This window comes from candidate division WOR-3 bacterium (assembly GCA_029858255.1).
Taxonomy (GTDB): domain Bacteria; phylum Hydrothermota; class Tepidihabitantia; order SM23-42; family SM23-42; genus SM23-42.
This window is the reverse complement of record JAOUFJ010000001.1, coordinates 125,783-138,853: the sequence shown is the minus strand read 5'-3', so window position 1 is coordinate 138,853 and position 13,071 is coordinate 125,783. Positions and strand designations below refer to the sequence as shown.

The 13,071-nt window shown below is 47.3% G+C and carries 13 protein-coding genes and 1 rRNA gene; 3 read left to right on the top strand and 11 right to left on the bottom strand.

Features of this window, described 5'->3' with window-relative positions:
- Window positions 1-5: 5 nt before the first annotated feature.
- A complete protein-coding gene (locus OEV79_00710) occupies window positions 6-629 on the bottom strand; it encodes a hypothetical protein (protein MDH4209959.1) in 624 nt (207 codons plus the stop codon).
- Window positions 626-1,705, bottom strand: a complete 1,080-nt coding sequence (locus tag OEV79_00705) for a hypothetical protein (GenBank protein MDH4209958.1) — start codon at window positions 1,703-1,705, stop codon at window positions 626-628. Before OEV79_00705 ends, OEV79_00710 begins: the two co-directional genes overlap by 4 nt.
- 582 nt (window positions 1,706-2,287) lie before the next feature.
- Between OEV79_00705 and OEV79_00700 the strand changes: the two genes are divergently transcribed.
- A complete protein-coding gene (locus tag OEV79_00700; protein ID MDH4209957.1) occupies window positions 2,288-3,445 on the top strand; it encodes an acyl-CoA dehydrogenase family protein in 1,158 nt (385 codons plus the stop codon).
- Window positions 3,446-3,517: 72 nt separating this feature from the next.
- On the top strand, window positions 3,518-4,615 hold the full coding sequence (locus OEV79_00695) for an acyl-CoA dehydrogenase family protein (GenBank protein MDH4209956.1): 1,098 nt from the start codon (window positions 3,518-3,520) through the stop codon (window positions 4,613-4,615).
- A 252-nt stretch (window positions 4,616-4,867) separates the two neighbouring features.
- Here the strand turns inward: OEV79_00695 and OEV79_00690 are convergent, their stop codons facing one another.
- The 9 genes from OEV79_00690 to OEV79_00650 form a co-directional block, all read right to left on the bottom strand.
- Window positions 4,868-5,227, bottom strand: a complete 360-nt coding sequence (locus OEV79_00690) for a YraN family protein (protein MDH4209955.1) — start codon at window positions 5,225-5,227, stop codon at window positions 4,868-4,870.
- A complete protein-coding gene (locus OEV79_00685) occupies window positions 5,224-5,808 on the bottom strand; it encodes a ribonuclease HII (protein ID MDH4209954.1) in 585 nt (194 codons plus the stop codon). The genes OEV79_00690 and OEV79_00685 overlap by 4 nt, the downstream gene beginning before the upstream one ends.
- Window positions 5,768-6,184: a 50S ribosomal protein L19 gene (rplS, locus tag OEV79_00680; GenBank protein MDH4209953.1), complete on the bottom strand. Its 417-nt coding sequence runs from the start codon at window positions 6,182-6,184 to the stop codon at window positions 5,768-5,770. Before rplS ends, OEV79_00685 begins: the two co-directional genes overlap by 41 nt.
- Window positions 6,177-6,893 carry a tRNA (guanosine(37)-N1)-methyltransferase TrmD gene (gene trmD / locus OEV79_00675; GenBank protein MDH4209952.1) on the bottom strand — a complete coding sequence of 239 codons (717 nt, stop codon included), beginning with the start codon at window positions 6,891-6,893 and terminating at the stop codon, window positions 6,177-6,179. The genes rplS and trmD overlap by 8 nt, the downstream gene beginning before the upstream one ends.
- 80 nt (window positions 6,894-6,973) lie before the next feature.
- Window positions 6,974-7,204, bottom strand: a complete 231-nt coding sequence (locus OEV79_00670; protein MDH4209951.1) for a KH domain-containing protein — start codon at window positions 7,202-7,204, stop codon at window positions 6,974-6,976.
- Complete coding sequence (rpsP, locus tag OEV79_00665; protein MDH4209950.1) at window positions 7,201-7,440, bottom strand: 30S ribosomal protein S16; 240 nt, start codon at window positions 7,438-7,440, stop codon at window positions 7,201-7,203. Before rpsP ends, OEV79_00670 begins: the two co-directional genes overlap by 4 nt.
- Before the next feature lie 127 nt (window positions 7,441-7,567).
- Window positions 7,568-9,136, bottom strand: a 16S ribosomal RNA gene (locus OEV79_00660).
- 130 nt (window positions 9,137-9,266) lie between these two features.
- The gene (locus OEV79_00655) at window positions 9,267-10,526 is read right to left on the bottom strand and encodes a sugar phosphate nucleotidyltransferase (protein ID MDH4209949.1); all 1,260 of its coding nucleotides are present in this window, start codon (window positions 10,524-10,526) and stop codon (window positions 9,267-9,269) included.
- Complete coding sequence (locus OEV79_00650; protein MDH4209948.1) at window positions 10,523-11,761, bottom strand: sugar phosphate nucleotidyltransferase; 1,239 nt, start codon at window positions 11,759-11,761, stop codon at window positions 10,523-10,525. The genes OEV79_00655 and OEV79_00650 overlap by 4 nt, the downstream gene beginning before the upstream one ends.
- Before the next feature lie 403 nt (window positions 11,762-12,164).
- Here OEV79_00650 and OEV79_00645 point away from each other — a divergent pair, with 403 nt between their 5' ends.
- Window positions 12,165-13,049, top strand: coding sequence for a DMT family transporter (locus tag OEV79_00645; protein ID MDH4209947.1), 885 nt, complete (start codon window positions 12,165-12,167; stop codon window positions 13,047-13,049).
- Window positions 13,050-13,071: the final 22 nt, after the last annotated feature.

Below are 13,071 nucleotides of genomic sequence, written 5' to 3'. Positions count from 1 at the left end.
TATCTTTACTCACGACCCCCACCCATGTAACTGCGTTCGATACCAAGCAATACTCTCAGCGCCATCGATATCAATCCCAGGTCCGCGCCGAAGAGTATTCCTCGTTTCGCCGCGGTATTCGGTACATTCATCATCCATTCAACCACATCCGGAAATCCTCGCCAGATATAGTAACCGATAGGTACGCGACCAATCATCACGATCACTGCCGCTATCAACAGCAATGTAGCCTCAGGTGTCCGTGCCCGGAATGCGCGGAAAGCTGCCGAGGCGACAAAAAAAGCAAGAAGAGAAAACATTGTTGCCCCCAGCGGAATCTGCATATGCTCGAATAGGTAGTTGAAGACTCCCCCGTTAGGCCCACCGATGAAACCCGCGGCCATCATCAACGCCAGGAAAATGAGTAGTATGATGCTGTATTGCCAGTCGCTCAATCTTCGCTGTATCTTGCTCGCATTCACTTTTACGATGTTGAAAATACCGATGAAAACAAAGAATGCAATTACGCCGGTATACCACGTTTCAAAGGTCTGGGAAGCGTCCTGAAATGCACTCAGCGGTATGAAAAACGCTATGATAACAAAAAACCCGAATCCAAAGACAATGATCAGTGGTATCGTCTGCTTCATTGTTGCACCGTGCTGAATAGATTGTATAAAATATCAAGCCCTACAAGTCGATCAAGAACACCTAATACGATCACGATGATGAAGATCAGTTTGCCAATATCCTGCCCTTTGAGAGATCCCAACTGGACCGGTTCCTGCGACAGATAGGCACTCGCCGCATACAATTCTTCTCCAATGAGCGTGTAGTCACATGCCGCGACGAAAAAAGGCAGCTGATCAGGCAAAGCGGTGCCCGCGATCTGTATCGCTCCAGTCGAAAATCCTGTTTCGGCAAGAATGAGTGATTCCGCATAGAATTTCCCGAGATAAAAATTCGTCGCCGGTTTTTCTCTTACCATTATACCATCCACGGCAGATACATAGCCAAACTGGTCATCGGTCAAATAACGGACATTATCAATATTGAACCAATCCGGTCTGCCGGCACGTATCGCCGCCTCCTTTACCACCTGCTGAGCCATGCTCATCACCATCGCTTTGCTGGTTGGTACATAGAGCGGCGTACCGTACTCGGCGGTCTTTTCAGCCACACGGCCAAGAATGCTCATCGACGCAATTGTCTCCGGTTCATCAATATCCATGATGCCCGGAACATAGAGCACAGGTTTTCCCATTTCCGTGGCGCGACCGATCGCTTCTTCGATGGCGGCTATGCCGGGAATCTTCCTTATAAATAACTTCTCGCCACGGCGTGCTCGTGTAATGTAATATATCACTGCAAAAAACAGAATAACAATAAACACCGCAATATTGATCCGAGCGGTGTTGAATATGTGCGGAATTGCTTTAACCGGCCCTACGACCCTCGATGATTCCGTAAGGTCCATGCCGTACGCTTCAATCTGGTAATAGTATTCCTGCCCGCCGGCTACATTGGTGTCAACGTATGTCGTACGGTCAGTAATCTCACAGACTTTTTCAAAATCGCCATCGGGGTTCAGGGACTTGAAGATGAAATAACTATTGAATAAAGTATCTGCTTGCCAATTCAGCGTAATACTAGAACCATCATCGTTTGGTGTGTCGAACGCTTTTAATTCAACCTGGTTCGTGAGAACCAATAAGATTAAAAGCATTGGTAATGATAATCATATCACCCAGGTTGTCAATAGCTGTATGACTTGAATACTGGTTTTTGGTTACTGGTCTTAGCAGCGCGTATGGTCTTTGGTTGTTGGTTGAACGGTTTGTAACAAAAAACCAAACCTTGCGACGAATCGTCATTCGGTTGACGGTTTCGAAAGGCGAAACGGACAACGGTGTCGATCATCGAAACCGTCCTTCGAAAACGTATCGCATTTCGCAACCGACCAACGCAGTATGATTGAGCTCTGGCATCATACAACGGGAAGAAATACGGCTACGAAATCATTTCGAAATGCCGTTCCAACGGAACTAACGAAATTAACGGAATAAGCGAGATTAACGAACCAAACAATACAGGCAGCAACAAACAACCACAACCAGTCTTTCAGTTTCCCTTGACAGGACCTAAAAAGGAGGTTAAACTGGTTATCATCGTTGCATGACCAGGAGTTACGAAATTGTTGTGATCAAAAGGTTGAATCTTCTGGCACAGAACGACAACCGTAAAACGATTAACGATACGGGCATCGTAACCGTTCAACGATAGACTATCCGTTCAAGGGGGTGGTTCGATGGATTATTTCTTAAGTGATGAGGAAAAAACACTCAAGGAAAAGGCACGCGCCGTCGCAGAAAATCTTGTAGAACCCGTCCATTGCGAATTCGACGAGAAAGCTGAATTCCCAATGGAAATCGTGAAAGAAATGGGCAGGCGAGGGTTGCTGAAGATCTTCATACCCACTGAGTACGGCGGTACAGGTGCGAAAATCATGGACATGTGTATCGCATGCGAGGAAGTTTCCAGGATATGTGCTGGCGTGGCAACGGCCTACGCGGTTAACGCACTTGGGTCCGGCCCGATAGTTCTTTTCGCAAGCGAGGAGCAGAAGAAGAAGTATCTGCCCAAAATCGCGGTTGGCGAATTGCTCTGTGCATTCGGTCTCACGGAAGCACAAGCAGGAAGTGACGTTGCTAACGTGCAGACGACCGCACGTAAGGAGAACGGTCATTACATTCTGAACGGCGTTAAACAGTTCATCTCGAGCGGCAGCCTTTCTGATGTGTATGTAATATTGGCGTCGACCGACAAATCGAGGGGAGCCAGGGGCATATCGGCCTTCATTGTCGAGAAGAATACCCCGGGCTTTTCTTTTGGCAAAGAAGAGAACAAATTGGGCATACGCGCTTCGACGACCACCGAGCTCGTTTTTGAGGATTGCTGCATACCTGCAGAAAATCTGCTGGGGAAAGAGGGCATGGGATTCATCTATACCATGCGTAATTTCGACCGCGCGAGGCCGGGTGTTGGTGCCATCGCCCTCGGGATTGCTCAGGGTGCCTATGAAGTAGCATTAGAGTTCCTACACCAGAAGAATCTATTGAATAATCAGTACATCCAGAGGGTTATCGCAGACATGGCGACTGAAGTGGAAGCGGCACGTGCCCTTATATATGCAACCGCGCGTATGATCGACGCCGGAGGCAAGAATTTCACCAAGGAAGCCTCGTTCGCAAAATTATATCCGGCAGATATTGCAGTCAAGATCACAAACCAAGCAATAGAACTGCTTGGGCCTCATGGTCTACTCACCGAATACAGAGTTGAAAAGATGCTCCGCGATGCAAAGATCACCCAGATCTACGAAGGAACAAACCAGATACAACGTGCTCAGATCGCAATTGAACTCGCAAGGGAGATGGGAACCAAGAAGAGGGCAGGAAAGGTTTAAGATGGCGAAAAATGTTTTTTTAACAAGCCTTCTTTCGACCCTCTCTGTGCAAATTGCGAGGAAAGGAGCCAAATGAAGCTAAGCCAGGAATGCACTTTATTGCAGAACGAGTTAAAGAAATTCGCCCAGCAGGTACTTGCTGAAAAGGTCGACGAGATCGAGAAATCGTGTAGTTTGCCCACAGACAATATCAAGAGGCTTGCCGAAATGGGCATTGTCGGTGCGATCATTCCCGAAAGCCATGGAGGAGCCGCTCTTGACACGATCGGCTTCACTGTAGTGCTGGAAGAAATCAGCAAAGTATGTGCATCAACTGCATTTGTCATCGCAGTCCACAATGCATTCTTCGCCTACCCGATCCTGAAATTCGGCAGTGAGGAAATGAAAAAGAGATATCTACCAAAAGCTGCAAGTGGAGAGACTATCGGCGGTTATGCACTGCTAAAAACAGCAGAGCTGGAACACGGTGGATCATTGAACGGACCATGTTTGGATGGAAAAAATCCCTTCGTCCTCAATGCTGCAGCAAACGGTCCCATTGTCGCGGCAGTACCCTTAACCGGGCCGAATGGGTTGAATCTCTATGTTATTGATACCGACACTCACGGCCGCAAATTCACCAAGACGAGCAAAACGGTCGGGTTAAGATCCGCGGGAATTGGCGAATACTCATTCGAGAAAGTACAACCTCTCCAAGCGAACATCATTGGAGAAGAAAACCAGGGACAGATGATAATTGACAACATGAATTCCTATGCCCGCATCTTGCTGGCGGCCATCTCCCTTGGCATAGCACAAGGTGCTGCCGAGGCCGCGATAAAATACGCAAAGGAACGCGTACAATTCGGCCAGCCTATAGTCAGCTTCGGCATGGTTCGTGAGCTAATCGCCGACATGATGGTAAGTATAGAAGCGGCACGCCATCTCGTGTACGAAGCAGCTCTGCGCGTCGACCGCGGTGAAGAATATGCTACTGCTGCGGCCATTGCCAAGCTCCTGGCAGGACGGTCTGCGACCGCCGTAACAACGAACGCGATACAAGTATATGGCGGTTATGGTTATATGAAAGATTATCCAGCCGAACGCTATTTCCGCGATGCGCAAATGCTCAATGTAATATGTAGCACGCCGGATGAGGACAAAGAAATTATCGCGAAGAACACGATCTAAAGCCGAAACCATCCTTCGAAAACGTATCAATTATCAAATCCACAACCTTGTTCATGGTTATTGGGTATGGCAGCCCGTATGGTACTTGGTTGTAGCTTGAACGGTCTGTAACCAACGACCAAACCTTGCGACAATACTGGCAGCCACAACAAATAACATATAACTATGCTCACGGTTGTCTGTTTTGAATTTTGGAAATTTGAATTTGTTTAGGATTTAGTATTTCGTGCTTAGAGTTTATTTGTGATTTAGTCAGAATGCATCTTCTATATACTCATATTTTTGCTCGCCTCTCAGCTCGCTTATTGCAAGGACGTCAAAGTGCATTTCGCTATTCATCGGAAGATGGCGTCTGCGAAGCCAGACAATAGCCGCCTTTCTAATCCTCTGCTGCTGCCGTCTTACCACTGATTCTTCCGGCAGCCCGTAATCCATGGTACGCCTGAACTTGACTTCGATGAAACGAAATGCTTTGTTTTTACGTACGATCAAATCGATCTCGCCCTGAGGACAGCGGAAATTGTGATCAACAATGTTGTAGCGCTTCTTCCTTAAGTGCTCACGCGCAAGTTTCTCTCCCAATATCCCGAGTGCAGTCGTATTATGTTTCATAGCAATTGAAAAGATTTACGATGAATCGGACATGAACCATACTTCTGAATGCAGTCACGATGCAGTTTTGTGGGGTATCCTTTGTGCTTGTTAAAATGATACTGCGGGTATGATTCGTGATATTCACACATTATCCCATCACGATATACTTTTGCCAGAATCGACGCGGCGGCGATGGAAACGCTCAGCGAATCGCCTTTTATTATTGCATCATACTTGAAGTTGAGTTCACCGATACCCAGACCATCGATCAAAACGTACTGCGGCATTGGATTCAACTGAGCAAGCGCGTTGCGCATGGCTTTTTTGGTGGCTTCGAGGATATTGATGGTGTCGATCGTAGCAGCATCGACGATGCCAAATGAATAAGCGATCGCCCTCTCAGTGATCGTCGAGTAAAGTTCCCTGCGTTTGGACGGCGTTAGTTTTTTTGAATCATCGATCTCAGGATGGACGTAATCTCTGGGCAAGATCACGGCCGCTGCGACTACAGGACCGGCGAGAGGACCCCTCCCTGATTCATCTACGCCGGCAACAAGGCTATACTTTTTCCACAGTTTCAGGTCCGGTAGCGCTTTCACCGGCTGCTTCCTCAGCTTCGGAAGGACGTGATGTTTCCTCAATCACCTCTTCAGGCTTTGCTTCAATCTGAACTGCCGCCTCTTTTATCTTCATCCTCTTCCCCTTACGCTGCCGTAGATACGTCAGTTTGGCCCTTCGCACCTTACCCTTTTTCTTTATTTCAACTCGGGCAATCATCGGCGAGTGAACCGGGAAGATTCTTTCTATCCCAACACCGGCAGAAACCTTCCGAACCGTGAAGGTCTTGGCGATATCACTACCCTTAATTTTAATGACGACACCCTGAAATGGCGCCAGACGTTCTTTATCTCCTTCAATGATTTTCGTATAAACCTTAACAAGATCACCCGGCTTAATATCAGGCAATTTATCCATACAGTACCTCCAACAGAATCTGAAAATCCTTTTTCGAAAAAACGGAATTTGCAAGCAACTCAGGCCTGCGTTCAAGGGTCGACTCCAGTGATTTTTTTCTACGCCACTCGGCAATTTGCTTGTGGTTACCACCCCTCAGCACTTCCGGAACCTTGCATTTCCTAAAAACATGCGGCCTTGTATATATTGGCGCCTCCAATAGATCATCGTGAAAAGAATCAGAATCTGCCGAATCCTGATTGCCCAGAACACCGGGGAGCAACCTGGTCACAGATTCGACAATTGCGAGTGCTGCGATCTCACCACCGGAGAGAATATAGTCGCCAATTGAAATCTGTATTGGCTCAAAGATATCGTTGATGCGTTCGTCGACGCCCTTATATCGACCGCAGATGAGGATCAAGTGTTCAAAACCGGCGAGTTCACTGACCATTTTCTGTGTAAGTCTACTTCCCTTCGGAGTGAGATTGATCATTTTAGACTCTTTCGTCATTATCGACTCAATAGTCCTGATCAAGGGTTCTGGCTTGAACACCATGCCCGCACCACCGCCAAATTGATAATCATCGACTACACCATCCGCAGTCATGTTACGCGGGTTCACAGTATTGACGCTGATGATACCCTTTTCTCTGGCAACACGCATCATACCGCTAGATAATGGGCCTTCAAAAAATTCTGGAAAGATGGAAACGATATCAAACTTCATGGGGGTATGTACTGTTATTTACTTCTAAACTTCCAGTGCAATAAATAGATGAAGAAAAAGGCAAGAGAGTCCTGAATTCATTATTCGATTATCTCTAGTACCGTGCGCTTTCCCTGTTTCATTGCGGCCGCAGTAATTATCGTCCTGATGGCTTTCGCGGTTCTGCCTTCTTTTCCGATCACCTTACCGAGGTCACCTTCGCCAACTCTCAATTCATATATAATGCTTTTTTCGCCGGCAATTTCTTTCACCATTACTTTATCGGGATTGTCAACTAATGCTTTGACCACATATTCGATGAGATCCTTCATGATGAACCTCCTTTTGCTTTTGCAATCAACTTAGCCACAGTATTGGTCGGTTGAGCTCCTTTTGAGATCCAATACTCGATGCGATCCCGGTCGAGTTCAATTTTTTTCTTGCGGGGATCGTAATGGCCTAGCTTTTCTATGTACTCACCACCTCTTGCCTTTTTCGAGTCAGTTACCACAACTCTATAAATGGGTATTTTGTTTCTGCCTATTCTTGTTAGTCTGATTTTAACCATAGCTTATCATTATATTAAATATTGAATCATTGTCAATAGCACAATCCTCTCGCCCACTCAACAAATGATCTTAAATAAAAAAACCCCGTAAGGACTTTCCAGGACATTGAGCCTGATTTGCTCTTTGAAAGGAGGTGATCCAGCCGCACGTTCCCGTACGGCTACCTTGTTACGACTTAGCCCCAGTCATCCACCCTACCTTGGGCCCTCACGAGGAGAGACTTCAGGTATTGTGAACTTCCATGGCTTGACGGGCGGTGTGTACAAGACCCGAGAACGTATTCACCGCAGCGTGCTGATCTGCGATTACTAGCGATTCCGCCTTCATGAGGGCGAATTGCAGCCCTCAATCCGAACCGTGCCTATCTTTGAAGGATCTGCTCCACCTTTCGGCTTAGCTTCCCGCTGTAATAGGCACTGTAGGACGTGTGTAGCCCTGGGTATAAAGACCATGATGACTTGACATCATCCCCACCTTCCTCCACATTATCTGCGGCAGTCCTCTTAGAGTGCCTTCATCCGAAGACAAAATGGCAACTAAGAGCAGGGGTTGCGCTCGTTACAGGACTTAACCTAACACCTCACGGCACGAGCTGACGACAGCCATGCAGCACCTGTGCTGACTTCTCACCAGAGGTGAGATCCTTTGCCTTTCGGCTCCGTACTACCAGCATGTCAAGCCCAGGTAAGGTTCTTCGCGTTGCCTCGAATTAAACCACATCCTCCACCGCTTGTGCGGGTCCCCGTCAATTCCTTTGAGTTTCACCCTTGCGAGCATACTCCCCAGGCGGTACACTTAACAGGTTACCTACGGCACGCACTATTGCTAGCACATGCCAAGTGTACATCGTTTATGGCTGGGACTACCGGGGTATCTAATCCCGTTCGCTCCCCCAGCTTTCGTGTTTCAGTGTCAGGATCGTTCAATCTTAATCCGAAGATATAAACTGAACAACTCTTCATACGAAGAACACCCTAGAGAGCCGCCTTCGCCATCGGCATTCCTCGCGATATCCACGCATTCTACCGCTACACCGCGAGTTCCACTCTCCCCTAGTGTCCTCTATCCTGATAGTTTCAAATGCCATTCAACCGTTGAGCGGTTGGATTTCACATCTGACCCACCAGGACACCTACACACCCTTTACGCCCAGTGATTCCGGACAACGCTTGCCTCCTCCGTATTACCGCGGCTGCTGGCACGGAGTTAGCCGAGGCTTCCTCGAGGGGTACCGTCATCATCGTCCCCCTCAACAAAGGTTTACATCCCGAAGGACGTCATCCCTCACGCGGCGTCGCTGGGTCAGGCTTGCGCCCATTGCCCAAATTTCTAGACTGCTGCCTCCCGTAGGAGTTGGGACCGTGTCTCAGTTCCCATGTGGGGGGTCATGCTCTCACACCCCCTACCCGTCATAGCCTTGGTGGTCATTGACTCCACCAACTAGCTGATAGGATAAAAGCCCCTCTCGGAGCGGCCGAGACCTTTCATCCAAACACTTATGTGCAAGGATTGTATGGAGAATTAGCCCCGATTTCTCGGGGTTATGCTCCACTCTGAGGTAGGTTACTTTTACATTACTCACCCGTTCGCCACTAGCGCTATTCTGTATTGCTACAAAATAGCAACCCGTTCGACTTGCATGTCTAAGACACGCCGCCAGCGTTAGTCCTGAGCCAGGATCAAACCCTCCATATAGAAGGAATTTGAATATAAGACTCAATGTCCTGGAAAATACTTACGGGGTAATTTTTCAAAGATCATTTTGCTTGTCTTAAGCATTTTATTATAACCAAAATGAATACGTTGTCAAGGGGGAAGCAAACGACTAAACGGTACTACCCGAACTCACCTCTTTGTGGCGTGCTGTATTCAACTGTCTGTCGGGCATTATTATACAATTCGTGCCTATACTAATGTCCGATGCAATATGTGCTCCTTTACCGACGATCGAGATACCGGTTGAAAGATGTTTTAAGAATTTCTTATTAGGAATCGCTTCGCCACTACCTATACAAACAGAACTGCCTACACTCACCTGCTTGTCAATTATGCTACGCTGCACAAGGGAACGAGCGCCGATTACGGTGTCATGAAAAATTATCGAATCGATGATTTTGGCGCCCTTACCCACCATCACCCCCGGTGAAATTACAGAGTTCCTCACTTCGCCTTCGATTACACAACCCCGCGCGATGAGCGAATTCTTCACCAGCGATGTCCGCCCAATATATGTCGACGGGCGGTCACCAATCTCTCCCTTTGCCGCAAGGCTAGTCTTTATGCCCCATTCCTTAACGTCGAGGCCAGAACTACTTTGTAGCATATCCATGTTTGCCTGCCAGTATGAATGGATCGTTCCGACATCGCGCCAGTAACCGTTGAAGATATAACCGAAAACACGTTTTTGTTTCATCATCGCCGGAATAATGTCCCTGGCAAAATCAGTTCCACGGCGCCGCGCGGCGCCGCTCAGCGTCTTCACCAATACATCGCGATTGAACAAGTATACGCCCATGGAGGCGAGATTGGATTTTGAACTTCTTGGTTTTTCGACCCAGGAAACGATTCTTCCCATGTCATCGGTTTCGGCAATACCGAAATGCTGAACATCCCTTGACGGTACGCGTACAAGACACACAGTCGCAAGGGCCTTTTGGTCCCGATGAAAAGCAATCAGATCATTGTAATCCATTGAGTATATGTGATCACCAGACACCACAAGAACCATTTCCGGCGCGAAGTCGCTGATGAATCCGATGTTCTGATATATTGCGTCAGACGTGCCTTTGTACCAGTCAGAGCTCGCCTCTCCTGTTTTAGGCGGGAGTATTTCGACAAGCCTGGTGCGGCCGAACAGGTCCCACGGCGTTCCTCCGTCAAGATGTTCCATGAGTGACAGAGGTTTGTATTGAGTGAGTACTCCCACAACGTCAATGTGCGAGTTAGCAATGTTACTCAGCGTGAAATCTATGATCCTGTAGATGGCACCAAAGGGTAGCGCGGGTTTGGCCCGCTTGCTCACTAGAATATTCAACCGGGAACCCATACCCCCGGCAAGGAGCATCGCAATCAGACCCTTCTTCATCGCAACGTACTCCCCGGGTCCACGCATCTGGCACTAATTCTCGCCGACGAGTAAACTGTAGTATTTGCACCTATTCTCGTTTTGTCCGGGACCACTGTATTCCTCCCGAACAAGATAATCCCGGAGTGCAAAAGATCACCAAATTCACGGGACACTGTTTGCTTACCAAAACCGCCGATCGAACAGCCTTCGCCGATCCGGGAATCTTTATCACAAATTACTTTTTGCATCATCGTATTCTTGCCAATGACCGTATCATGAAAAATAATTGAGTCTACGACCTCGGCATTATCTTGCACGATGACCCCTGGCGATAGGATGGAATTTCTAACCTTACCTTCAACAATGCATCCTTCGCTTACGACCGAGTTAACCACATCTCCGTTAATATATGCTGGTAACCGGTCGGCGCGGGCAGATCTTTCCAGAAGATTGGTCCTGATCTGCCAGTCCTTCAGGGTGGTCCCGCTGTTTATCATATCCATGTTAGTATTGTAGTAAGAATCCACGGTCCGAGCATATGCCCAATAGCCTTCGTGTTTGTACCCGAACACCCGGGCAGTGGATATAATATTAGGAATGATATCTCGCCCGAACTCGTGGGATTCTTCCTTTGCGTTCCTATTGAGAACATCGATCAGAAAATCACAATTGAAAAGATAGAGGGTCATAGATACCCAGTCCGATGGTGGTTTACTTGGTTTCTCCTGGTAATTCCGGAGTCTACCGCCCCGACCGATAACGCCGTAGCCGAATCGCGAGGATCGGCTCTTCCTCCGCGTGAATGATATAGTCGCATCCGCGTTGTTTTCAATGTGGAATTTAATGAAAGGGCGGTAATCCATGCGGTAGATGTGGTCTGCAGATGCGATCAAAACGTACTGCGGTTTGAAGCCCTCGATATACGAAATATTCTGGTATACCGCATCTGCGGTTCCTTTGTACCAGTCAGATGCCTTGAAGCCACGATACGGAGGAAGCATCCGTATGTTACGGGAACGGCCCACAAAATCCCAGTGTTCACCTGTGCCGATATGCCTTACCAGAGCGTAAGGTCTATACTGCGAGAGGACGCCAACATTATTTATACCGCTGTGCATCAAATTGCTGAGGACGAAATCGATGATCCGGTAAGTGGCAAAGACGGGCAATGCAGACTTCGGCCTATGCTCGGTGAGACAGAGTAGCTCATCAACTCTCCCACCGGCGAGCACCATAGCTAAAACACTACTCATGTTCCATTATAGGAGGAATGTATGTGATGTCAATACTACAACCTTCAAACGACATTTCGAATTTCGTATTTCGAATTGCGGAAAGCATAAGATTTGCCAAGCTCGTTATTCTCGCCAATATCGCTAATTTCGCTATTCCCGTTATTACCGTTTGAGCAACATTTTGAATTTCGAATTTCGAAAAGCGAATTTAACATGAAACGTTTTTATCGTTAATTGCGCCAGTTTCGTTAATACCGTTTTCGTCTGTTTTGGCAATTTGAATCTTGATATTCGAATTTGTTTAGCATTTAGTATTTGGAATTTCGTGCTTGCTTTCAGCCTACGGGCATCGTAACCGATGGACACTAAACGTTACCTGGCTTTCATATTGACACCGTTCTGTTTCAGATTATTGTCACTTATGCAGGACCAACAAAAGGCTTACACTTATGCCGTATTCGTGGTATTGATGTGGTCGACCATCGCCTCTGCATTCAAGTTTTCTTTGAGATATCTGGACTACGCGCAGTTGCTCTTTTATGCGACCGCTGTTTCAACGTTCACTTTGTTTACTATACTGCTAATACAAAATAAGATCGGGCTGCTGCGTGGTTGCACATTCAGAGATTGTGTTTACTCATTGCTCCTTGGTTTCTTAAATCCATTCCTCTATTACGTTGTTCTGCTCAGGGCATACTCATTGCTTCCCGCACAGCAAGCCATGGCGCTTAATTACACGTGGGCCATTCAACTTGTACTATTGTCTATTCCTCTTCTCCGCCAGAGCATAGGACTAAAGAGCGTACTCGCCGTCATCATAAGCTATCTCGGCGTCGTGATCATAGCAACTCGCGGTGACTTTGCCGGACTCCGTTTTTTCAATCCAACCGGTGTTCTCCTGGCGCTCGGCAGCGCGGTCATCTGGGCTCTTTTCTGGATATTCAATATCAAAGACCGACGTGATGAGGTTGCAAAGCTTTTCTTAAATTTCGTCTTCGGTTTTGTCTTCATAGTTATCTACATGATGTTAACTGGTAGATTCACGATTCCGAACTTGCCGGGATTTCTCGGTGCTGCATATGTCGGAATCTTTGAGATGGGAATCACTTTCGTCTTATGGTTGAAGGCCCTCCGTCTTTCGAGAACGACTGCCCAGGTCAGCAATCTCATATACCTAACGCCTTTTTTCGCCCTCGTATTCATAAATCTCTTCGTCGGAGAAAGAATTCTTGCATCCACAGTAATCGGGCTTGCATTCATTGTAAGTGGAATACTACTGCAAAAATATCCGTTTCAAAAGAAATGAGAAACGTTCCAGCACCAGTAAT